Origin of the sequence: Pelagibacterium sediminicola, from assembly GCF_003390885.1 — a bacterium.
Lineage (GTDB): Bacteria > Pseudomonadota > Alphaproteobacteria > Rhizobiales > Devosiaceae > Pelagibacterium > Pelagibacterium sediminicola.
The window spans coordinates 75,874-98,470 of the sequence record NZ_QMEL01000009.1; the positions used below are offsets into that span (position 1 = coordinate 75,874).

Annotated in this window: 21 protein-coding genes and 1 tRNA gene; 7 read left to right on the forward strand and 15 right to left on the reverse strand. The window is 62.7% G+C overall.

Annotated features, from left to right (window positions below; translation table 11 throughout):
• Positions 1-155 precede the first annotated feature (155 nt).
• Complete coding sequence (chpT, locus tag DQG18_RS13570) at positions 156-818, reverse strand: histidine phosphotransferase ChpT (RefSeq protein WP_116654781.1); 663 nt, start codon at positions 816-818, stop codon at positions 156-158.
• Positions 819-924: 106 nt separating this feature from the next.
• Positions 925-1,374 (reverse strand): YHS domain-containing (seleno)protein, encoded by a 450-nt coding sequence (locus tag DQG18_RS13575; protein ID WP_116654782.1) that lies wholly within the window; start codon positions 1,372-1,374, stop codon positions 925-927.
• 187 nt (positions 1,375-1,561) lie between these two features.
• On the opposite strand from DQG18_RS13575, the gene DQG18_RS13580 reads away from it, so the two are divergent.
• Positions 1,562-2,134 (forward strand): DUF1134 domain-containing protein, encoded by a 573-nt coding sequence (locus DQG18_RS13580; protein ID WP_116654783.1) that lies wholly within the window; start codon positions 1,562-1,564, stop codon positions 2,132-2,134.
• Between the two features lie 149 nt (positions 2,135-2,283).
• Positions 2,284-3,390 carry a coiled-coil domain-containing protein gene (locus DQG18_RS13585; RefSeq protein ID WP_116654784.1) on the forward strand — a complete coding sequence of 369 codons (1,107 nt, stop codon included), beginning with the start codon at positions 2,284-2,286 and terminating at the stop codon, positions 3,388-3,390.
• Positions 3,391-3,506: 116 nt separating this feature from the next.
• Here the strand turns inward: DQG18_RS13585 and flhA are convergent, their stop codons facing one another.
• The 9 genes from flhA to DQG18_RS13630 form a co-directional block, all read right to left on the reverse strand.
• Complete coding sequence (gene flhA, locus DQG18_RS13590) at positions 3,507-5,630, reverse strand: flagellar biosynthesis protein FlhA (RefSeq protein WP_116654785.1); 2,124 nt, start codon at positions 5,628-5,630, stop codon at positions 3,507-3,509.
• Positions 5,631-5,740: 110 nt separating this feature from the next.
• Positions 5,741-7,111 (reverse strand): sigma-54-dependent transcriptional regulator FlbD, encoded by a 1,371-nt coding sequence (gene flbD, locus DQG18_RS13595; RefSeq protein ID WP_116654786.1) that lies wholly within the window; start codon positions 7,109-7,111, stop codon positions 5,741-5,743.
• 13 nt (positions 7,112-7,124) lie between these two features.
• The gene (fliN, locus tag DQG18_RS13600) at positions 7,125-7,412 is read right to left on the reverse strand and encodes a flagellar motor switch protein FliN (protein ID WP_116654813.1); all 288 of its coding nucleotides are present in this window, start codon (positions 7,410-7,412) and stop codon (positions 7,125-7,127) included.
• Positions 7,413-7,474: 62 nt separating this feature from the next.
• Positions 7,475-8,110: a FliH/SctL family protein gene (locus DQG18_RS13605; RefSeq protein WP_116654787.1), complete on the reverse strand. Its 636-nt coding sequence runs from the start codon at positions 8,108-8,110 to the stop codon at positions 7,475-7,477.
• The gene (gene fliG / locus DQG18_RS13610; RefSeq protein WP_198669774.1) at positions 8,107-9,189 is read right to left on the reverse strand and encodes a flagellar motor switch protein FliG; all 1,083 of its coding nucleotides are present in this window, start codon (positions 9,187-9,189) and stop codon (positions 8,107-8,109) included. Before fliG ends, DQG18_RS13605 begins: the two co-directional genes overlap by 4 nt.
• Positions 9,186-10,823: a flagellar basal-body MS-ring/collar protein FliF gene (gene fliF / locus DQG18_RS13615; protein ID WP_116654788.1), complete on the reverse strand. Its 1,638-nt coding sequence runs from the start codon at positions 10,821-10,823 to the stop codon at positions 9,186-9,188. Before fliF ends, fliG begins: the two co-directional genes overlap by 4 nt.
• Positions 10,824-11,329: 506 nt before the next feature.
• Entirely contained in the window at positions 11,330-11,608 is a 279-nt protein-coding gene (sciP, locus tag DQG18_RS13620) for a CtrA inhibitor SciP (protein ID WP_116654789.1), read from the reverse strand.
• Between the two features lie 441 nt (positions 11,609-12,049).
• The gene (locus tag DQG18_RS13625; RefSeq protein WP_116654790.1) at positions 12,050-12,739 is read right to left on the reverse strand and encodes a flagellar hook assembly protein FlgD; all 690 of its coding nucleotides are present in this window, start codon (positions 12,737-12,739) and stop codon (positions 12,050-12,052) included.
• Between the two features lie 12 nt (positions 12,740-12,751).
• Positions 12,752-14,137: a flagellar hook-length control protein FliK gene (locus DQG18_RS13630; RefSeq protein WP_116654791.1), complete on the reverse strand. Its 1,386-nt coding sequence runs from the start codon at positions 14,135-14,137 to the stop codon at positions 12,752-12,754.
• A 391-nt stretch (positions 14,138-14,528) separates the two neighbouring features.
• On the opposite strand from DQG18_RS13630, the gene mnmA reads away from it, so the two are divergent.
• The gene (mnmA, locus tag DQG18_RS13635) at positions 14,529-15,665 is read left to right on the forward strand and encodes a tRNA 2-thiouridine(34) synthase MnmA (RefSeq protein WP_198669776.1); all 1,137 of its coding nucleotides are present in this window, start codon (positions 14,529-14,531) and stop codon (positions 15,663-15,665) included.
• A gap of 320 nt (positions 15,666-15,985) precedes the next feature.
• On the opposite strand, the gene DQG18_RS13640 is transcribed toward mnmA, so the two are convergent.
• On the reverse strand, positions 15,986-16,174 hold the full coding sequence (locus DQG18_RS13640) for a hypothetical protein (RefSeq protein WP_116654793.1): 189 nt from the start codon (positions 16,172-16,174) through the stop codon (positions 15,986-15,988).
• Between the two features lie 118 nt (positions 16,175-16,292).
• Here DQG18_RS13640 and DQG18_RS13645 point away from each other — a divergent pair, with 118 nt between their 5' ends.
• Together DQG18_RS13645 and DQG18_RS13650 are read left to right on the forward strand one after the other, a co-directional pair.
• On the forward strand, positions 16,293-16,820 hold the full coding sequence (locus tag DQG18_RS13645; protein WP_116654794.1) for an RNA polymerase sigma factor: 528 nt from the start codon (positions 16,293-16,295) through the stop codon (positions 16,818-16,820).
• A gap of 9 nt (positions 16,821-16,829) precedes the next feature.
• On the forward strand, positions 16,830-18,779 hold the full coding sequence (locus DQG18_RS13650) for a vWA domain-containing protein (protein WP_116654795.1): 1,950 nt from the start codon (positions 16,830-16,832) through the stop codon (positions 18,777-18,779).
• Positions 18,780-18,935: 156 nt separating this feature from the next.
• On the opposite strand, the gene DQG18_RS13655 is transcribed toward DQG18_RS13650, so the two are convergent.
• The gene (locus DQG18_RS13655) at positions 18,936-19,889 is read right to left on the reverse strand and encodes a ring-cleaving dioxygenase (RefSeq protein ID WP_116654796.1); all 954 of its coding nucleotides are present in this window, start codon (positions 19,887-19,889) and stop codon (positions 18,936-18,938) included.
• A 376-nt stretch (positions 19,890-20,265) separates the two neighbouring features.
• Between DQG18_RS13655 and DQG18_RS13660 the strand changes: the two genes are divergently transcribed.
• Both DQG18_RS13660 and DQG18_RS13665 read left to right on the forward strand, forming a co-directional pair.
• A tRNA-Met gene (locus tag DQG18_RS13660) sits at positions 20,266-20,342 on the forward strand.
• Positions 20,343-20,532: 190 nt separating this feature from the next.
• Complete coding sequence (locus DQG18_RS13665) at positions 20,533-21,789, forward strand: tyrosine-type recombinase/integrase (protein ID WP_116654797.1); 1,257 nt, start codon at positions 20,533-20,535, stop codon at positions 21,787-21,789.
• Positions 21,790-21,796: 7 nt separating this feature from the next.
• Here DQG18_RS13665 and DQG18_RS13670 read toward each other — a convergent pair whose 3' ends face one another.
• Positions 21,797-22,273, reverse strand: a complete 477-nt coding sequence (locus tag DQG18_RS13670; RefSeq protein WP_116654798.1) for a Panacea domain-containing protein — start codon at positions 22,271-22,273, stop codon at positions 21,797-21,799.
• The gene (locus tag DQG18_RS16190) at positions 22,273-22,479 is read right to left on the reverse strand and encodes a hypothetical protein (RefSeq protein WP_157970168.1); all 207 of its coding nucleotides are present in this window, start codon (positions 22,477-22,479) and stop codon (positions 22,273-22,275) included. The genes DQG18_RS13670 and DQG18_RS16190 overlap by 1 nt, the downstream gene beginning before the upstream one ends.
• Between the last annotated feature and the right edge of the window lie 118 nt (positions 22,480-22,597).

Genomic DNA, 22,597 nt, shown 5'->3' on the forward strand with positions numbered 1-22,597 from the left:
CCTTTCGCTTGCGCGAAAGCCCACCTTCTCCCTCAAGGGGAGAAGGGGACTCCTTGGATGTATCGGCTCTTGAGCCCCCCTCTCCCCTTGAGGGAGAGGGGCTGGGGGTGAGGGGTGCTGCGATGTCAGCCAAAGAAGCTAAATATCGATACGGCCTAATCAATATCCCTCGGCAGCGGGTCGGCGGTGAAGCGCAGGACTTCGCCATCGAGGGCGATGTTGATGCCCATGTGGGTGAGGCGGGCCAGGAGGCCGGTGTAAAAGGGCTGGATGGCGCGGGCGTCGACATTGCCGTCCTCGGGGGTGCCGGCGAGAAGCGCGGGGACGCCGTTGGGGATCAGCACCTTGGGGCCGGTAGCCGTGATGGTGATGCGTTCGCGGCCCGGTTCGCCCTCGATCTCGACGGCGACATTGCCCCCGCGCGGCACGCCGCCTACGGCGATCAGCAGCATGTTGAGCAGCATCTTGGCCTTGTTCTTGGGCAGGAACATGGGCGCGATCTTCCATTCGAGTTGAGCTTTTTCGACCGCGCTCATGTAAAGGCTGGCCACGCGCTCGGCTTCGCGCGTGTCGATGTCGGTGCCCGCCGTGGAGGAAGCGCCAAAGGCGAGGCGGGCAAATTCGAGCTTGGCGCGGGCCTGTCGGGTGGAGTTCTCGATCAACTCCTTGGCGAAGGCCTGCATATCGGTCTGGCTGGGATCGGCGAGCACCTCAAGCCCGTTGCCGATGGCGCCGACCGGGTTGATGAGGTCGTGGCAGACGCGCGAGCACAAGAGCGCGGCCAGGTCGGCCGCCTGCAGTTCAACGATGGTGCTCATGGGTCTTTTGCCTCCCGCCGGGCGGTTTTTGCGAATCAATAATAGGGCACTTTACATTCCGGCCGCGTCCAGACAACGCCGAGGTGAGGGCCGGACGGTCTTATGATCAGTTTTCGGCGCGCGCGGGATGGTCGGGCAGCGCCTGCCAGTTCGTCACCGCGCGGGTGAACATGGTGGGACGGGCGATGTCGAAGGCTTCGCGGTTGCCCACCGAATAAAACAACACCAGCCGGTCCTCGACGATGCGATAGATCGTGGGATTGCTGTCGGAGAGAAAGCCCCGCGCCATCGACATGGCGCAATGCCCGCCGAACAGCGGGGCATAGACTTCGGGCGCGTCGATGAAGATATCGCGGTTGGCCTGGGTCGCGAAATACCAGGGCACGCCGTTCCACTCGTATTCATAGAGCGCGCTGCCGAGCAAAGGTTCGGGCTCGGTGAAATAGGAGACCGGATCGTAACCCGAGATCGCCACCCCGGTCAGGAAATCGACCACCGTGCCCTTGCTCTGCGCGGCGGCCGGAGCGGTGGCCGCGGCGGCGAGAACCAGGCACAACAAAACCGCGTAACGTTTTGTAAGGGTTAAGATTTGTTTACCTATTTGCCGCATGATCGCCTTAGTGAACCGATAAACGTCTGGGGGCGGACGGCTTTGGAGACTAACCCAAGGACGTGTGCTCCCGGTTAACCGGGCACACTTTGCGGGGGCAATTGCAAAGCGCGTAGTGGGAGCAGCAGGAATCATGTTCAATCGCCTCTTGATGGCAATGGTCGTTGTCTTGGCCAGCCTTGGCTTCACCGTGTCCGCACAGGCCCAGCAGGGCTCGTTGTCGGAAACCTATACGTCCGACGAAATCATGTCGGCGGGCCACCAGTTCTTCGGCTCGGTCGCTCAGGGGCTCGCCTCGCTGGTCGAGCGGGCCTTCAACGAATACGGCCAGCCCAACGCCTATATTCTGGGGCAGGAGGGCGGCGGGGCGCTGTTTATCGGCGCGCGCTATGGCGACGGCACGATGTACACCCGCAATGCGGGCACCCACAATATTTTCTGGCAGGGGCCAAGCCTGGGGCTCGATGTGGGTGCGGATGGCAGCCGAGTGATGATGCTGGTTTACAACCTGCCCTCGGTCGATGCGGTGTTCGACCGCTATCCGGGCGTGGATGGCTCCATCTATGCGGTGGGCGGGCTCGGCATGACCGCGTTGAGGCGCGACAATGTCTATGTCGTGCCGATCAGCTCGGGCATCGGGATTAGGGCGGGTGTCTCTGTGGGCTATCTCAACTTCACCCGCGAGCCGACCTGGAACCCGTTCTGAGCACGATCCGTTGAGGCCAGTAACGTTACCGCAAGCCATGCGTGACGACACGCGCCGCTTCCTTTAAGGTGTTTTTTCAACCGGTGCCTGTTGCCGCGGGCACGGAAACTGGTGTTAAACGCACCTCCGGTGAGCGGATAGACGGTCATATGATCATCGAATACATCATGTATTTCGTGTTGGGATTCCTGGCCGCCGGGCTCATCGCCCTTGCGATCGGGCCCGCCATATGGAATCGCGCCGTCCGGCTGACGCGCCGCCGTATCGAGGCGGCGACTCCTGTAACCCTGAGCGAGTTCCGGGCCGACAAGGATCGCCTGCGTGCCGAGCACGCGATTGCGGTGCGGCGGCTCGAAATGCGGGTGGCCGGCTTGCGCGAGCGCATGGCCCAGCAGATCGTGGCGCTCGACGCGGCGGCGACCGAATTGCGGGCCTTGCGTACCGAGCGCGACGAGCAGTTTTCGACCATCGAATCCTACAAGGTGCGCGAGCAGGAACTGATCGTGCGCATCCGCGATCTCGAACGCGACGGCGCGGCGCTGGCGGCGCGGTTGCGGCAGGCCGATGTCGACCTCTCCGATATCGATGAGGCGCTGGTGCCCGAGCGGCCCGATCCGGTCGGCGCGGATACGCTTTCGGGCGATTATCGGGCCGATGTCGAGGACCTTCTGACTGCGCTCAATATCGAACGCCAGCGCAATTCCTATCTCGAGGAACAGGCGCGGATGCTGCTCAGGCGGATCGAGAAGCAAAAGCGCGGGCTCAAGGACAACGCAATCGCCATGTTGCGCGATACGCTCTCGGCCAAGGACGATCCCGACAGCGAGGCGCGGGTGGAGTTGCGCAAGGCCGAAGCGCGAATCGCGGGCGCCGAAAGCCGGCTGAGCGCGCTTCTGGCGGAATCCCAGATCGAAAGCACCGAGACCGCGCCACAGCTTCTGGCCGATACGTTGTGGGATGAGGATCAGCTCGAAACGCTCAAGGCCAATGTCCTCGCCCTTCAGGAAAGCGCGGTACGCGACTGGCGCAACGGGCGGCAGGATGCCGGAGGATTGCGGGCCCGGCTCGAGGCGATCGCATCGGACGTCGCTGAAATCGTTTATGCGGGGGATTCCGATGCGAAGGACGATGCGGAGGAAAGCCTGTTCGACCGTATCCGCAAATTCGCCGGCGAGGATTTTGAAGAGGCGGGTGCCGCTCTGCCCGGCCCGGTCAGCGAGCGCATGGCGGCGCTGAGGGATATGCAGGGGCGGTAGGGCGGCCGCGATTTTCCCATCGCTTCCCCGGCGAAAGCCGGGGTCCAAGCTCCACCATCAAGGGTTGCGGATGCCGCGTTGTGGATCCCGGCTTTCGCCGGGACAGCGAGGGAGAGTTACACACTCCCCACCGTGCGCAGCTTGATGCGTGGGTGCACTTCGTTCTGGCTGAGCACCACGGTTTGCGGGCGGAAGCGTTCGATGATGGCGCGGATGTGGGGGCGGATGTGGGGGGAGGTGATGAGGACGGGGATTTCGCCCATTTGCGCGGCGCTTTCAAAGGCGCCCTGGATGCCGACGATGAACTGCTGGAGTTTTGAGGGTGCCATGGCGAGGTGGCGGTCCTCGCCGTCGCCCACCATGGCTTCGGCGAAATCGCGCTCCCAGTTGGGCGAGAGGGTCAGAAGCGGCAGGGTGCCGTCATGGGCGAGATTGGCCGCGCAGATCTGGCGGGCGAGACGGGCACGGACGTGCTCGATGATCTGGCCAGTATTGCGCGCCGAGCCCGCGACTTCCGCGATCCCCTCGAGGATGGTCGACAGATCGCGGATCGAGACGCGCTCGGCCAGAAGACCCTGCAATACGCGCTGGATGCCCGAGACGGTGATGAGCGAGGGCACGATATCCTCGACGAGCTTTTGCTGGTCCTTGGAGATGCCCGTCAAGAGGGACTGGACGTTGGCGTAGCTCAAAAGGTCGGCGGTATTGGCCTTCAAGACTTCGGTGAGATGGGTGGAGATCACCGTCGATGGATCGACGATGGTGAGCCCGGCCACTTCCGCCTCGTCGCGCAAGGCCGCATCGATCCATGTGGCGGGCAGGCCAAAGGTGGGCTCGACCGTGTGCTGGCCGGGGAGGGCGATGGGGTTGCCCATCGGGTCCATGACCATCAACTGGTTGGCATGAACCTCGCCGTGCCCGGCCTCGACCTCCTTGATCTTGACCTTGTAGACATTGGGTTCGAGTTGCATGTTGTCGAGGATGCGTACGGCAGGCATCACGAAACCCAGTTCGACGGCGAGTTGGCGGCGCAGGGCCTTGATCTGCTCGGTCAGGCGGTCGGTGCCGGTATCGTCCTCCTTGACGAGGCCGAGCAGGCCATAGCCCAGTTCGAGCTTCAATTCATCCATCTTGAGGGCATCGGTGATGGGCGGTTCGGCCGGGGCGGCGGCAATGGCGGCGTGCTCGACCGCCGCGGCCCGTTCAGTCTCCTGCCTTTGCGCTTCCTTCTGCTTGCGGGAGGTCCATGCCAGATAGCCGGTGGCCCCGCCGAGCAGCGCAAAGGGAATGAGCGGCATCCCGGGAACCATGGCCATCAGGAACATGACGCCCGAGGACATGCCGAGCGCGGCGGGGTAGCCGGTGAACTGGGTGGCAAGCGCCCGGTTGGCCGAACCGGTGACGCCGGCTTTGGAAACCAGCATACCCGCCGAAATCGAGACGATGACCGCCGGGATCTGGCCGACGAGCCCGTCGCCGATGGTGAGGAGGGTATACTGGGTGCTCGCCTGGCCAAGTTCCATGCCCATCTGCATGGTGCCGATGATGATGCCGGCGATGATGTTGATGAAGGTGATGAGCAGCGAGGCGATGGCCTCGCCGCGTACGAATTTGGAAGCGCCGTCCATGGCGCCGAAAAAGGCGCTTTCGTCTTCGAGCGTCTTGCGGCGGGTCTTGGCTTCGGTCTCGTCGATCAGCCCGGCGGAAAGATCGGCGTCGATGGCCATCTGCTTGCCGGGCATGGCGTCGAGGTTGAAGCGCGCCGCCACTTCCGCGATGCGGCCCGACCCTTTGGTGATGACGATGAAATTGACGATCAGGATGATCGAAAAGACGATCATCCCGATGATGAAATTGCCGCGCGTGACGAAATTGCCGAACGCCTCGATGACCTGGCCGGCAGCGGCGGTGCCGGTGTGTCCGTCGCCCAGGATCAGGCGGGTCGAGGCAAGGTTGAGCGCCAAGCGGAACATGGTCGCGACCAGCAATACGGTCGGGAAGGAGGAAAATTCAAGCGGCGTCTGGATGAACAGCGCCGTCATCAGGATCATTACCGAAAACACGAAGCTCAGCGCCAGCAGCATGTCGAGCAGGATCGCGGGCATGGGCAGGACCAGAACCGCGATGATGGCAACGACGCCGATCGCCAGCCCGGCATTGGACTGACGGACAATCTCGATGATTTCGCCGATCTTGCCGAGACTGCCTGTCCGGGGGGCGCTTGCTGTTGATTGCGTCATTGTATTGGGTGCTGTTCCGGGAGGCGTGGGCGGTCTGGTTGCGGCGCCCGCACTCACACCCCGCGACCCGGGCGTCGCGGGCGGTGGGGGTGCGAGGGGCGCCGCGATGGTCATGCGACGCTAAATCTGTGTTCGCCGGGGGCGGGGATGGGCACTCCTTCCTCGGCGTATTGATTGAGCTTGTTCCGCAGCGTCCGGATGGAGATGCCGAGGATGTTGGCGGCATGGGTACGGTTGCCCAGGCAATGATCGAGCGTATCGAGGATCAGTTCGCGTTCGACATCGGCAACGGTGCGCCCGACCATGGCGCGGGTGACGGCGTCGGCGGTCTGGGCGGCGTGGGCTGCGAGCGCGTTGTGGCGCACCGCCTCGGTCAGCTCGGTCCCGTCCGGCATGCGGATGGCGTCGGGTTCGATGACGTTGCCTTGCGAGAGCAGCACGGCGCGGTGGAGGGTATTTTCAAGCTCGCGGACGTTGCCCTGCCAGGGGGCCTTGACCAGTTCGTCGCGGGCGCTCTGGGAGAGGACGCGTTGGGTGAGCCCGTTGGCCGCCGAATAGCGCGCGACGAAATGCTCGGCCAGCGCCACGATGTCGCCGGGGCGCTCGCGCAGGGGCGGGAGCTTGAGATTGACGACGTTCAGGCGGAACAACAGGTCCTCGCGGAACCGGCCCTCGGCGACTTCGAGCGCGAGGTCCCGGTTGGAGGTGGCGAGGATGCGGATATCGACCGGGACGGGTTTGGTCCCGCCCACGCGGTCGATGACGCGCTCCTGAACGGCGCGCAACAGCTTGGCCTGCAACCGGAAGTCCATTTCCGAGATTTCATCGAGCAGGAGCGTGCCGCCATTGGCTTCCTCGAATTTGCCGATCCGGCGGGCGACTGCGCCGGTGAAGGCCCCCTTTTCGTGGCCGAACAGTTCGGATTCCAGAAGGTGCTCGGGGATGGCGGCGCAGTTGATCGAGATGAAGGGGCGCGAAGCGCGGCGCGAGCGGGCGTGGAGGTATTTGGCCATCACCTCTTTGCCGGTGCCGCTCTCGCCGGTGATCAATATCGAGGCATCGGACGATGCGATCTGATCGGCGAGCTTGACGACCCTGGCCATGGCCGGGTCGCGGAAGAGGAAATCGGAATTTTCGCGCGCGACGGCGGCGATGACGGCGGCGATCAGCTCGGCATCGGGGGGGAGCGGAATATATTCCTTGGCCCCGGCGCGAATGGCGTTGACCGCGGCGGCGGCGTTGGTCTCGGTGCCGCAGGCGACCACCGGGATATGGATGCGCTCGGCCTCGAGCGCGGCGATCAGCGCGGGGATGTCGACCATGACATCGACCAAAAGCAGGTCCGCGCCCTTACCCGCGCGCAACTCGGCCAGCGCGATCTCGATACCTCCGGCGTGGGCGACCTTGGCCCCGCCATCCATGGCCATCTTGCTGGCTTCGCTCAACTGCCCTTCAAGGGACCCGATTATCAACAGACGCATAGCTCGTTCTCCCTCAGGCGGCCTTGACGATTTCGGTCATGGTGACGCCGAGCCGACCTTCGACCAATACGATTTCTCCACGGGCAACGAGCCGGTCGTTGACGTAGATGTCGATGGCTTCGCCCACCTGACGGTCGAGCTCCACGACGGAGCCGACATCCATCTTGAGCAGCTTGGCGACGGGCATCCGCGTGCGCCCAAGGACAACCGAGAGGCGCACGGGCACATCGAACACGGCTTCAAGGTCGCTGGCGGTACGTTCGCCGCTCGCCGTTTCTTCGCCGCGTTCACCGGCCAGCATTTCCTCGAAGGTTATGCCTTCGCCCTGGGTCTGGACGTCGCCGTCTTCTGGATCGGCCATGGTCAGCCTCCGTTATGCGTGTTGGCGCTGCGCGCCGTGAGATAGGCGGAAATGCGCTTGTCGATATCGCCGGAAATGGCGCCGATGTCGCGCACCAGCCCGCCGTCGGCCCATTCGATGCGGCCGTCGCCCAGCCGGATTTCGGGGTCGCCCATGACGATCAGCCGGCCGGCAAAGCCCGAGGTCTTCATGCGGCCTTCGGCGGCGTCGCGGAGCGCATCGCAAAGATCGGGGTGGCAGCGCACGACGAGGTGCGGCGCGGTTTCGAGCGAGGCAAGGTTTTCCTCGACCAGCGCGGCCAGTTCGGCCTCGGGATGACGGGCGATGAGATGGGCGGCAAGTTTTTTGGCGATGGTTCCGGCAAGCGATACGGCCTCGCCAAGATGCAGCTCTTGCATTTCAGCGACCAGCGACAGGGCGTTCGCCGCCTGCGCCGCAAGGGCTTCGGCGGCGCGGGCAAGGGCGTCGGCGGACTTGACCCCCGCGCTTTCACGCGCCTTTGCAAAACCCTCCTCGAACCCCTCCTGACGCGCCTGGGCAATGGCGGCCTCAAGGGTGTCCTCGGGTACCATGCGGGTCTTGCGGACCGGGGCGGCGAGGTCGAGGTCGAAATTGAAACGTGCGGGGGCGGGGGTCACAGGATCATCTCCTCATCGGCCTTGCCCTTGGTGATGACAATCTCGCCGCGCGCGGCAAGGTCCTTGGCGGTATTGACCATGCGACCCTGTGCCTCGTCGACGTCCTTGAGCCTTACCGCGCCCATCGCTTCCATGTCGTCGCGCATCATGTTGGCGGCGCGGGTCGACATGTTGGAAAAGAAAAATTCCTTGGCCGCGTCCGAAGCGCCTTTCAGAGCCAGCGACAGTTCCTTGCGGTCGAAGTTCTGGAGCAGGGTCTGGATGGCGGCGGATTCGAGGCGTGTCAGGTCATCGAAGGTGAACATCAGGTTCTTGATGCGCTCGGCGCTGTCGCGGCTGATCTCTTCGAGCGCGGTCATGAAGCGGGCTTCGGTCTGGCGGTCAAAGGCATTGAAGATGTCAGCCATCTGCTCGTGGCTGTCGCGGCGCTGGGTGTGGCTGAGCGTCGACATGAATTCGGTCCTGAGGGTGGCCTCGATCTTTTCAAGGATTTCCTTTTGCACCGGGTCGATCGAAAGCATGCGCTGGACGACATCCAAGGCCAGTTCCTCGGGGAGCACGGAGAGAACGCGGCTGGCGTGGTCGGGCGAAATCTTGGTGAGGACCACGGCAATAGTCTGGGGATATTCGTTCTTCAGGTAGCTTGCGAGGATGTCTTCCTGAACGTTTGAGAGCTTTTCCCAGATGTTGCGGCCCGCCGGTCCGCGGATTTCCTCCATGATCTGGTCCACCCGGTCGGGCGGCAGGAAGGAGAGCAGCAGGCGCTCGGTGGTGTCGGAATTGCCTGCCATGGCGCCTGTCGAGGACACGTGCATGACGAAATCGGCAAGCAGTTCGTCGAGCATCTCCTGGGTGATCGGACCGAGCCGAACCATGGCGCGCGAGAGCTGGCGGATCTCCACCTCGTCGAGCTCCTCAAGGATCGGGCGGCCGAAATCGGGGCCGAGCGCAAGCAGAAGCGCGGCGGCCTTTTCGTCGCCCGACATGGTGCGCTGGTTGGTCTGGTCCCCGATCTGGAGTCCTTTGGCAAGCCCTTCGGGTTCGGCGAGCATGGCGGGCGCGGGCAGGGACATGGTCATGCGGCCTCACTGAGCCAGTCGCGGATGATCATCGAAGCCTGCTTGGGATTCTCCTCGACCAGATCGCCGACCATCCTGAGCGTTTTGACCTGGGATTCGCCCAGCGTCTTGGCCTGTTCGAGCCAGGCTTCGGTCATCGCCTCGCGCGCCTTGGCGGCGGCGACCGCGTCGGATTCGGCATCGTCTTCGAGTTCGGTGGCGGGAACGGCGGCAGCCGGGGGCAGGGCCAGCGGCTGGCTTTCGGGGGCCAGCACTTTTCTCACCAGCGGGCGCATCACAAAAAGCACCAGCGCCAGCCCGATAAGCAGGGTCACAGCCATTTCGACAAAGCGCATCAGGTCTTCGCGGGTGAAGTCGAACAGGCCCGGCGCCTCGGTGCCAGCGGTCACGTCGGGGCGCTGGGCGAACTGCATGTTGACCACTTCCACCTGATCGCCGCGTTCGGCATCAAAGCCCATGGCGGAACGCACGAGCGCGTTGATCTGGTCGAGTTCGGCCTGGCTGCGCGGGGCGTAATCGGCATTGCCCGCCGCGTCGTATGTATAGATGCCATCGACCACCACCGCGACCGAAAGGCGTTTTACGGCCCCGGCCTCGGTGACGGTGGTTTCGGTGGTGCGCGAGATTTCGTAGTTGAAGGTTTCCTCGAGCGTCGAGGACGTATGCGAGGTGCCGCCCGCGCCCTCGGTGCCCTGTTCGGAGGCGCCGGGAAGTTCGTTGGCAACGGTTACTTCACCGAGGTTGCCGGGTCCCTGCGACTGGTCGCCGGTCTCCCGGGTCTGGGCGGAGCGCACGACCTGGCTTTCGGGATCGAAGACCTCCGAGGTGCGGGTCTGGCGGTCGAGATCGAGTTCGGCGGAGACCTGCACGCGGGCGCGGCCCGCACCCACGATGCTCGAGAGCAATTCCTCGAGCCGGGTGCGCAGGCGGTTTTCAACCCCCAGCGTGCGTTCCTCGATGGCCTGGGCGGTGACGCTCATCTCGTCGGAACCGGTCCCCGAGGCGAGCAGGGTCCCGGAGCTGTCGACGATCGAGACGGCGTTGGGCACGAGCCCTTCGATGGCCGAGGCGACGAGATGCTGGATGGCGCGGATTTCTCCGCTCGAGAGCTGGCCGCGCACGGTGAGGACGATGGAGGCGGAGGGCTCCTTGACGTCGCGGCGGAACAGTTCGCGCTCGGGCAGCACCAGATGGACGCGGGCGCTCTGGACGCGGGCGAGGGCCGAAATGGTACGGGCAAGCTCGCCTTCGAGCGCGCGGATATGGTTGACGTTTTGGACGAAGCTCGTGGCGCCGAGTGTCGACTGCTGGTCGAAGATCTCGTAGCCTACCTGCCCGCGCCGGGGCAGGCCGCTTTCGGCAAGGCTCATGCGGATGGCGGTGATCTGGTCGCGCGGCACGAGGATGGTGGCGCCCTCGGCGCGCAATTCGTGCGGCGTGCCCATCGCGCTCAACTCGGCGATGATGGCGGCGGAATCCTCGAACTCGAGATTGGTATAGAGCGGCGCGAGCTGGGGGGTGGTGGACCGGATGATGATGAATGCGAAGAACCCCACCAGCATGACCGCAACAACCGCCATGGCGGAGATGCGGGCGACCCCGAGCTTTTGCAGCAATTCCCCCAGATTATTCACGCAGCACCCCAAAAGCCCGATACCCGGCGCGGGTCAGCCGAAGCAGCCGCGTCAGTGGGCAAAATATGCCTAGCGGATGGTAAACAAGGTGTTAACCAACTCTCGCAGTTTGCGAAAATGGGCAGATTTTGCCGCTCGGGAGGGGCCGAATGGTGAAGGAAATGCCAAGCCGCGTGCCCTAAGGCGCTCTTAATTGAACGGATTGGACGGATTGCGTTCAATTCGTTCAGTTATTTTTTTGGGGGGAGCAAAATTCATGCTCTGCCGACACTGCCTCTTCCTTGTTCCGCTTCTCCGGCGAAAGCCGGAGTCCATGTCGCGCCATTCATGGTTGTCGAGGCCGAGCCTGGGTCCCGGCTTTCGCCGGGACAGCGAGGAAGGAGGTTGCGGTTCCATCAGGGCAGGATAGGCGCGATCGGGGAGGCGGGCACAACACAAAGCCCGCCGCGAAGGATCGTGGCGGGCTTTGGAGTTGGATGCGCGTTCCGGGTCCGGCGCCGGAGGGATCAACCCTCGCGGTAGTGCTGAATCCAGGTGGTACGCAGACCGGCCAGGCCGTGCTTGTCGATGGCTGCCTGCCAGTTGAGAAACTCGTCAACGCTCAAGGTGTAGCGCTCACAAGCCTCTTCCAGACTCAGCAGGCCACCACGCACCGCAGCGACGACTTCCGCCTTGCGGCGAATGACCCATCGCTTGGTATTGCTGGGCGGCAGATCGGCGATGGTCAGCGGGCTGCCATCGGGACCGATCACGTATTTCACGCGCGGACGCATTTGGACGGTCATTTTACTCTCTACTCAACCTGACCATAACCAATATCCACACTAATGCGGCTGGCTTAAAATTTGGCTAAAGGGAAACTTACAGGTGGTTAAAGTCTTCTTGCAAATTGACAAAATGCGGGGGTGGGGAGGGGAAGCCTGGGTCATTTCAACGTCAGGACTGGACTGCCCGGACGGGGCCGGGCAATGACGGGGAGAGAGGAAGAGCAGCATAACCTCGCTCTTAGCTCGTTTCAGATTTTGACGGAAACACCCGGCTTCCACCATCCTGGAGGAATTGCGCTAGATTCCGGCAATAAATGCCGGAATGACAGTGGTGTTTTCTGCCAGCTCTCCCTCCCTCCAATGTCATCCCGGCATTTATTGCCGGGGACCAGAAGGGTGCCTCCGCGGACGCGGACCTTCTTGATTCCGTCAAAACCTGAAATGCTTCAGGAAAAAAACTCAGGCGGCTTCGTCTTCAGGGGCATCCCCTGCCGGCATTTCGCCGCCGACCGAGGTTATGCCAGAAAGCGGTATGCGCAGCCCGGCGATGATGAGCTGGGGTTCGGGCCCGGAGAGGTCGACAGCCTCCACCACGCCCATCAGTTCGGTGGTCGCGGGGATATAGGTGCCATTTGAATCGCGGGCGTCGATGGTGATGGTGAACTGGCCGCTGGTGAGCTTGTTGCCATCGCTCCTGGTGCCGTCCCAGACCAGTTCGTCCGTACCGGCCTTGAGCGCGAGCTTCTCGGTGTAAACGACGTTGCCGTTCTGGTCCTTGATGGTCACGGTCGAGTTTTCGGCGGGCTTGTCGAGCTTGAAGATCCAGTTGGCCTTGCCATCGCGCAATTCGGTGGTGGCGCCGGAAGCGGTCACCGTCTTGCCGACATAGGTGACGGCGTTGGAATTGGTGGCGTTCTGGGTCGATTGCAGCATGGCCTGCAGGAACTCGTTGGTCTTTAGCTGCTGTTCGACGGAGGTGAACTGGACCAGTTGCTGGGTGAACTGATTGGTGTCCATGGGTTCGAGCGGATTCTGGTTCTTGAGCTGGGTGATGAGAAGCTCAAGGAAGGTGTCGAAATTGTCGGCGATGGTGCGGCGCTGGGTATCGAGCCCCCCACCGGTGCCTGAAATGCCGGAAACATCGGACATGGCGCTCTTCCCCTAGACCCAGAGGTTGACGGCGTCGAGACGGGCATAGCCGCGCATCGTGCCAGGTGAAGGAATGGACGGTTCGGCGGTGCCGGGGTCCGCGGCGACGCTTGCCATCCAGCGGTTGCGTTCATCGGGCTGGTCGTGGCCGCCATTGTCCTGCTGCAGTGAAAATTCGAGATCGGTCTTGCCGCCGTCGAGCCCGGCATCAAGAAGCGCGCGTTCCAGCGCCCGCTGGTCGCGCTGGAGCAGGTCCAGCGTCTCGCTTCTTTCCACCGCGAGGCGGGCGACGACATTGCCCGAATTGTCCATCTCGATGCGCACGTCCACCCGGCCAAGCTCGGGCGGATTGAGCCTGATCTCGAAGCGCGAGACGCCATTCTGGATCGAGCGGGCGATTTCCACGGCGATGTGGGGCACGTTGATGCGCGGCTCGGGCCGGGTATAGGCGGCAGCTTCGGGCCGCGCCGCGCCGTGCGCTTGAGGCGATGGCTGGGCAGGGCCGGTGGGCAGCGTGAGGCCGTCCGGCGCTTCGGTGGAGGCATCGGGGGCGCTGGCAGCGCCTGTCGCGGTGGCGGCGGCCGCCGCCTGTGCGTTGCCTTGCGTTGCGGCATCCCTTGCCGGGGTGGAGACCTGTTCTGTGTCCCCGGTGAGGCTGCGGCCGGTCTGGCCAGTATCCGTTGCGGGCTTCCCGGACGGCGCCGAGGTGTTTTCGGAGGCCGGGTTCCCGCCGGTCATGGCCGAGGGATTGGGTTTGGCTTCGCTTTCGACGAGCTTGAGCCTTGTGGCCGCATCGGGCTCGGCATTGGCGAGCGCGGTCTGGATGGCGGCGGCCTGGGCGTCGAGGCGGGCGGCAAGGCCGGTCAGCCCGGCGGCAAGCTCGGGCGCGGTCTCGCGCAATTCGCCGCCGATGCGGGTGGCCAGCGCCGCAAGGGTTTCCAGAACGGAAGCGGGATCGCCCGCGTCGGCCTTCATCTCCAGCCCCAGCGTTTTGGCGATATCGCGGAGTTGGGCGAGGAGCGGGGAGTCGGGGTCGATGATGGCGCCGGTGTCGAGCAGATCGGTGACGGTTTCAATAAGACCTGCAAGGGTTTCGAGCGCACCGCCCTCGATGGGCAGTTCGTCCTCTATGTCCCGTTCGAGACCGGCAAGCTGGCCAAGAAGCTCGCCGAGGGCGTCGGACAGGGCTTCGAGATCGATGGCCTGCGCATCGGGCAGCGGCGTTTCGGCGGCGGGCGTCTTGCCGATGATTTTGGCCGCGCTGGGCTGGGCCGGCGATGACGCGCCTTCAAGCAGGACGGCGAACCCGGACGCACCGGATGCGCCCGATTTTTCCAGCGCGATGGCCGGAGCGGATGGGCTGGCGATGGCGGGGCCGACGGAAATCGGGTTTGTCACGGCAAATCACTCGATACTGGACAGACGTCTTCACCGTCCTTGATGCAAGCGGCTTGCCAAGTTGGCGGATGGTGGGAATATCGTTATATTTCAGTGGATTGATATGACGGGTAAAGCCTTTGGACCTGTGGGACACGGCAAGATGCTCCATCGGAGCGGCAATAAGTGCCGCCCGGAGCCGGTTGTGATATCGCGCCCCCTCATCCGACCTTTCGCTACGCTCCGGCCACTTTCGTCATTCAAATCGCTCCACTGGAGCGATTTGCCCTACGGGACATTCCTCAATCCCACGAGGGGAGAAGGGGAACAGAGGCGGTTGCGGGTTTTGGGTAAAGCTCGTAAATAAGCGCATCCGCTGGCCCTTGACCCCAACCGGATGAGAAAAGAGATGATGAATTCACTAGGGTTCGACCGCGCGCCGGCCGATACCCGCGTCGTCGTTGCCATGTCGGGCGGCGTCGATTCTTCGGTGGTTGCCGGATTGCTGGCCCGCGAGGGCTATGAGGTGATCGGCGTCACCCTGCAACTTTACGATCATGGCGAAGCCACGTTCCGCAAGGGCTCGTGCTGTGCGGGACAGGACATCCACGATGCGCGCCGGGTCTCGGCGGCGCTGGGGATTCCCCATTACGTGCTCGACTATGAGGAGCGGTTCAGGAAGGCCGTGATCGATCCGTTCGCCGAGAGCTATATGAGGGGCGAGACGCCGATCCCGTGCGTTGCGTGCAACCAGTCGGTCAAGTTCGTGGATCTGATGGAGGTGGCGCGCGATCTGGGGGCGGACTGCCTTGCGACGGGCCATTACGTGCGCTCCAAGGTGGTGGATGGCAAGCGCGTGCTGCTCCGTCCGCTCGACCGGGACAAGGACCAGACCTATTTCCTGTTCGCCACCACGGGCGGGCAGCTCGACTTCCTGCGCTTTCCGCTGGGCAACATGACCAAGGACGAAACGCGCGCCATGGCCCGCGAGATGGGGCTGACGATTTCTGAGAAGTCGGACAGCCAGGACATCTGTTTCGTGCCGAGGGGCTCTTATGCCGATGTCATCAAGAAGCTGATGCCGGAAGCCGAGGTGCCCGGCGAGATCGTCGGCATCGATGGCGAGGTGCTGGGCACGCACAAGGGGATCATCCACTATACGGTGGGGCAGCGGCGCGGGCTGGGGATCGCCTCGGGCGAGCCGCTTTACGTCGTGCGGCTTGACGCGAAAACGCAGCGCGTGATCGTCGGGCCCAAATCGGCGCTCAAGACCCATACCGTGCGCCTGCGCGATCTCAACTGGCTCGGCCCGCGCCCGCTGGCCGAAATGGCGGCGGGCAACGGGTTCGCGCTCGAAGCCAAGGTGCGCTCGACCCGGGCGCCGCAGGAAGCGGTGATCCAGATGCGCGACGGCGAGGTGTTCGTGACGCTGGTTTCGGGCGAGGCGGGCATCGCGCCGGGGCAGGCGTGCGTCCTTTATTCGGACGCGGGCGAAGGCGCGCAGGTGCTGGGGGGCGGGTTCATCGCCGAGGCGGTTCTGGCGGCTTAGATCGTTTCAGGTTTTGACGGAAACGGCCTGCCATGGCGGTTGGGGTTGGATCGCGCTGGTTTCCGGGAACAAGTCCCGGAATGACATTGGTGGCTTTGGCCGATATCTGCCCCATGCCCGCCTGTCGCCCCGGGATTCATTCCCGGGGTCCAGACCGGACCCGCCGCAATCGCGGGAACCTCGACGATCCCGTCAAACACTGGTCTGCTCTGGGGCCGTTCCTGCATACCCTGATCCGCGGTTGCTGAAACTGGAGCACGGGTCCCGGCTTTGGCCGGGACAGCGACGGAGCCAGGTCATCAAAACCTGAACGCCTCAGCTCAATCGGTTGCCGGGGGCGAGGACGCGTCGTGCGCGCGTTCGGCTGCTTCCTGATCGGAGCGGAAATTGCCGGCGTCCCATTCGGTGGTCGTGGCGATGATCGTGCCGCCGATGGTGATCAGCGCCAGAACGCCGAAGATGAGGAGGATGATGCGGTTGCCCCAGTCGGGCTTTTCGGGTTCGGTCATACCGGGTTCTCGCTGCAGGCATGGCGGTTGACCCTCCATAGGATTTTGTCCAGAAAATTTCCAAGGAAATCGCCGGGCCATTCGTCACAGTACCGAAACCCCCGATGCAAAGGACAGCGTGAACGTTCCCCTTTCAAACAACGATCTGGTGCGTCGCGCAGCCGGGGGGGACCGGGCGGCGTTTGCGGCGCTGGTGGGCGAGCATTACGATTTCATGTTCCGCACCGCCTATAAATGGTGCGGGAACCGGGCCGATGCCGAGGATGTGGCGCAGGATGTGTGCGTGCGGCTTGCCAGAGCGTTGGGGAGCTTTGACGGGCGCTCGGCCTTTACGAGCTGGCTTTACCGCGTGGTGCTCAATGCCGTGCGGGACCGCCAGCGGCAGGGCGCGAGGCGGGCCAAACAGGCCGATGCACTGCGCGAGGTTTCAGCGTCGGACGTCGCGCCGGATCAGGAAAGCGCGGTGGCGGAGCGCCAGCTATGGGACGCGGTGCGCCAGCTGCCGGAAAAGCAGCGCGATGCGATGCTGCTGGTTTACGCCGAGGAGCGCAGCCACGCCGAGACAGCCCAGATCATGGGGGTGAAGGAAAGCACCGTCTCCTGGTACGTGCATGAGGCCAAAAAGGCCCTCAAGGACATGGTTTAGGAAAATGCGATGAATGACGAGTTCCTGAAATCGCTGAAAAATATCGAAGCGCCGGCCCCCTCCGTTGCCGCACGGGAACGCGCGCTCGATGCGGCAATGACGGCGTTCGATGCGGTTCACGAGGGCGAAGGGGAAACGCAGAGCGAAAAAAATGCGCGGCCCGTCCAAGGTATCGGGTGGGGCGAGCGTCTCAGGTCCATAACTTCCGATTGGAAAAGGAATTGGACCATGGATATCCGCATCCCCCTCGGTGCCACGTTCGTCGCCATTCTCGTCGTGCCGATGGGCTGGTATTTCATGAACCAGACGGCGCTGACGCCTGTCGATCTTTCGCTGCCCACCCCGCCGCCGATCGAAAAGGCGCAAGAGGCGCCGGTGGCTGAAATGGAGGTTGCCGACGCCCGGACCCGGCAGGCCGAGCAGCTTGGCGCCGCGCCACAGCCTGCCCCCGCTCCGGTGCCGATGCGGGATATGGCGTTCGAGCAGCAGGCGGTGAGCCCTGCGCTTGCGAGGGCGCCGATGGGGAGCGCAGTGTACAGCCCCTATCCGGGCGGCGACCGGTTTACGGCGTTCGACGAGGGCGGGGTCAAGTTCACGGCAAATGAGCCCGTTTCGACCTTCTCGATCGATGTTGATACCGCATCCTACGCCTATGTGCGGCGCTCGCTCGAAATGGGGCAGGTGCCGCCGGCCGAGGCGGTCCGGGTCGAGGAACTGATCAATTATTTTTCCTATGATTACGCCGCGCCGGAGGCGGGGGGCGATCCTTTCACGCCCACCATAGCGGTGCATCCTTCGCCCTGGAACGCCAACAGTCGGCTGGTCCATATCGGGATCAAGGCGGAAAATTTCGATATCTCCGAAGTGCCGCCCGCCAATCTGGTGATGCTGATCGATACGTCCGGCTCGATGGACGAGCCCGACAAGCTGCCGCTTTTAAAGCGTGCCTTCACGCTTTTGGTCAACGAGATGGGGCCGGACGATACGGTCTCGATCGTCACCTATGCGGGCAGCGCCGGGGTGGCGCTCGAGCCGACCAGCGGGAGCGAGAAGGCAAAGATTCTCGCGGCGCTCGAAACCCTCCAGCCGGGCGGCTCGACGGCGGGCGCGCAGGGGATCGAGGCGGCCTACAGGCTTGCCGAACAGGCAATGGTCGAGGGCGGGACCAACCGGGTGCTGTTGGCCACGGACGGGGATTTCAATGTCGGGATTTCCGATCCCGATGGCCTTGAGAGGGTGATCGAGGCTGAGCGCCAAAAAGGTGTTTTCCTTTCGGTCCTGGGGTTCGGCATGGGCAATTACAACGATGCCGTCATGCAGTCTCTCGCCCAGGCGGGGAACGGGAACGCGGCCTATATCGACAGCTATTCGGAAGCGCGCAAGGTACTGGTCGAGGAGTTGGGCGGCACGCTCATGACGGTGGCCAAGGACGTCAAGGTGCAGGTGGAGTTCAACCCCGCAACGGTCTCGGAATACCGGCTGATCGGATACGAGACCCGCGCGCTCGCCCGCGAGGATTTCAACAATGACGCGGTGGATGCCGGCGATGTGGGGGCGGGCCATTCAGTGACCGCGATCTACGAGATCGTGCCCGTGGGCGCGCCCGGCTCGGCCGATCCGCTGCGCTATGGCGAGGACGCGGTGGCGGTGCCCGGGGACGATGCCGAATACGGTTTCCTGAAAATCCGCTACAAGGCGCCGGGCGCCGATGTAAGCGAGCTGATCGAGGCGCCTATCCCGGTTGCGGGGCAATATCAGGTGATGAGCGATCTGCCCGAAGACATGCGGTTTGCCACAGCGGTAGCCGCGTTCGGCCAGAAGCTGCGCGGCTCGGGCTATCTGGCCGGAATGGATTGGGACGCTATCCGGCAACTGGCCCAGTCGGGCAGAGGGGAAGACGAGACCGGGCGGCGGGCGGAGTTCATCCGGCTGGTCGATATCGCGGCGAGCCTCGAATAGCGGGATTGTCTTTGGCGGAAGGTGTCGGTTCCGACGCCTTCCTCTTCTCCCCTTCGCTACCCCGGCCTTGAGCCGGGGTCTATGCTTGAAGATCCGCGGAAGTGGATGGTTCGCTGTGGGTCCCGGGTCGAGCCCGGGACAGCAAGAGGAGAGGTTTCAATCGATGGGCTTCAGCCCTGCCTCGATCTGGGCGCGCCTGGGCTCGAGGAACGGGGGCAGGGCGAGGCTTTCGCCGAGCGTTTCCATCGGCTCATCGACATCGAAACCGGGGTCGTCGGTAGCGATCTCGAAGAGGATGCCGTTGGGCTCGCGGAAATAGAGCGAGGTGAAATAATAGCGCTCGACCTCGCCGGAGGTTTGCAGCCCTGCCTGCATGGTGCGGGCGATCCATTTGTCGAGCTCGTCCTTGTTGGGCGTGCGGAAGGCGACGTGATGGACGCCGCCCGCGCCGGGGCGGGCAAAGGGCAGATCGGGCTCGACCGCCACGTGAAGCTCGGCGGAGGCGCCGCCATCGCCCATGGCAAAGACGTGAATTTCACCCTGTTCGGCGGTGGCCGGGTGGGTGCGGACCTTGCGCATGTTCATGACGATCGTCAGCACCGGTTCGGAGCGGCGCAGATCGGGAACGCTCATGGTGATGGGGCCGAGGCCCTTGATCTGGCGTTCGGCGGGCACGGGGCCCCTGGCCCAGGGGTGGGCGCCGCCGGCGCGCGTATCGTTGACCAGGCGCAGGCGCTGGCCTTCGGGGTCCTCGAAATCGAGCGACATGTGCCCGGCCCGCTCCGCGATCTCGGAGACGGCGACGCCATTGGCCTCAAGATGGGACTTCCACCATTGGAGCGAGGATTCGCCTTCGACGCGGAACGCGGTGCGCACCACCGAATGGGTGCCGCGCTGTTCGGGAGCAGTCGGCCAGTCGAAAAAGGTGATGTCGGAACCGGGAGAGGCTTTGCCGTCGCCATAAAAGAGATGATAGGCGGTGGTATCGTCCTGATTGACGGTACGCTTGACCAGCCGCAGGCCGAGGATTTTGGTATAAAAACGCAGGTTTTCGCGCGCGTTGGCGGTGACGGCGGTGAGGTGATGCAGTCCGGTAAGTTCGAGCGCCATTTCGGCCTCCCATCCTTGGTTGATGTGTCGGCAAGGCGAGGAAAAAAGCGTGATGCTTTCTCCGCCCTGCCGCTGTGTTCGTTCGCGTCTAGAGCCTTTCCTGTTTTGATGGAATCAAAACAGGGTCTCTAAGTCTTTGATTTATCGCGTTTCCGAACCGAATAAGTGGTAGCCACTTATTCTGGAAACGCTCTAACATAGGGGCGGCGGGCAAGGACCAAAACCGTGGCCAAGCGAATTGATTATCCAAAATCCACGAACACCGCCCCACGCCACATTCCGGGCCCGCTGCCCCATCGTTCCGCTTGACAGACCCGCCCGCTCTCCATAAGAAGCGCCGTGCCGCTCCACCCTAAATAGCGGCCATGCCTTTCGGGGCGGAGTAGCTCAGCTGGTTAGAGCAGCGGAATCATAATCCGCGTGTCGGGGGTTCAAGTCCCTCCTCCGCTACCATTGACCCTTTAAAATCAATGACTTAGCAAGGGTGTTGCTCTGGTAGCAGCCAGAAACTAAGCTAGCACAGGTCTGGCACAGGCCATTTCCCCTCATTGAAATCATTGAGTTTTCTGGATGTGCTGGACCGCGAGGTAGCACATTCTTAGCACGGTTCGGCTACCTCCATGATGCAAGGGGTGCGGGGTCCATGAACTCAAATTTTTCACAGCCATATTCGGTCTATCGCAGGGAAGGCACCACCAAGTGGTGGGTGCGGTTTTCGATCAAGGGTGAAGGTCAGATCAGGCGTTCGCTGGAAACGGCTGATGAAGCCGAGGCACGTCATAAAGCCCATGAGATCTGGTATGAGGCGCAATACCGAGCCAAGAATGGACTGAAGGCCAGGCCCAGCTCATTCGCCAAGGTAGCCGAGGAGTTCATTGCGCTGGTTGAACGCGAAGCCGAACGCGGAGAGCGTTCAGCCCATCATGCCCGCGATATTCCACCTGTCGTGCAGCGCTATTTCATCCCTTATTTCGGCACCAAGGACATCAGCGCGATTACCGAGGCCGACATCGAGAAATATCTCGAATGGCGCAAGGAGTATTGGCTGACAGGACCGGGAGCCGAAATCAGCCACATCACCTATGAGCGCAAAGGCAAGACCATTAAACGCCCGCTTGGTGAAAAGCGCATGCCAACGGTCAGCAGGCAGAAATCGGAAACTGTGACCCTACGCCAGCTTTTCCGGCAGGCAGTTAAGTGGGGTTATATGAACAACGGGCAGGTGCCCGATATTGCCATTGCCAAGCCCGGCAAGCCCAACCACAGGCCCAGCTTCGAGCCACAGGAATTCAAGAAGCTGATCGACATGAGCCTGAAACGGCTTTCCGATCCTGATATCCACGAGCACCTGCGCTGGGATCGCACGATCTTGCACTCACAGATCATGATCGCAGCCTATACGGGTATGCGGCCAACCGAGATGAAGAACCTCAACTGGGGTGATGTTCTGGGTTATCGCGAGGGGCGCAAACTTCCCATTGGAAAACGCGACATTCGATTGCGGGTGCATGGCAAGGCCAAGAGCCGGACTTTCGTGCCACAGGAAGCGGCATTGCCGTGGTTTGATCGGCTATGGGATTTCTGGGTCAAGAACATGGAGAAGCCGCCCAAGGACAGCGATCCGGTCTTTGCGACACGCGAGGGGAAGCGGCTCGGTTCGACCAAAAAGGCCCTGGCCGAGTTGCTCAAGGCGTGTGACCTGTTGGTCGATTATCGCGGTGTTCGCCGCACCTCATACTCGTTCCGGCACTATTACATCAGCCAGCAGTTGGCCCATGGCGTTGATGTGTTTCCGCTTGCCCGGAATACCGGCACCAGCCCCGATATGATCCACAAGTTCTATGGGCAGGTCACCAACGAGCGGATGAAGGACCATCTGCGGCCCGAGTGGCGAGATTGACTTTGGCTCATTCGCGAGAAGCCTGGTATTCTTGGGCTTTCTCGATCAAATTAAGGTAGGTGTATCGTTCAGAGCTGGCCACAGGATGGGTGCTATAAACGAGACGAATGAAGTCGTTCCAATACAGCTTCTTCGTGATGTCAATGATGTGGTCTAGAGAAGCTTTTTCCTCCGGTTGCAAATCGAGCCGGTCAACTCCTTTTCGCAGGGAGAAAGTTTTCTTCGGCTGCCCATACATATTTGTGCCAGTCACAACGGCAAAGGTCTTGGGATCGCCCGATATTTCGTTCTCGACATCCCGAACAAACGGTCCGTAGTTGTCGAAATACCACCGGATCGGGCTAATCTGTTGGCGGGATTTGATAGCGCTATGCCAATCTGCCAGATAAATCATCTTTGTCAGACGCGCGTTGGATAGCTCGTCATGCAGCCGTTCAGGATAGTTCGCAATAATATAGGCAATGATGTCTCTGAGCGCGCCCATTAGAGTTGAAGCCCCTCCACTTCGCTGGGTTCGGGGATGTGATCCCGCAGCGTGTCCACCATCTTTCCAAAATCTTCAGACGAAAATTGAAGCTCGTTCTTCAGCATGTCTTCCGAAAAGGCTTCTGGATCACGCGCTTCCACGACAATGACGGCAACTGCCGTTCCAGAAGCATTGTCGATGCGCTTAACAGCGTATAATACCAACGGCTGTCATGATTGACCGATATGCGCCCAGTCGCGCATTCCTATAGAGGTGATGGTTTGGGGCTGGTCGATGAGGTTGTTCCAGGCTTGGCAGGCAGCGTCGATGATGGCGTCGTAG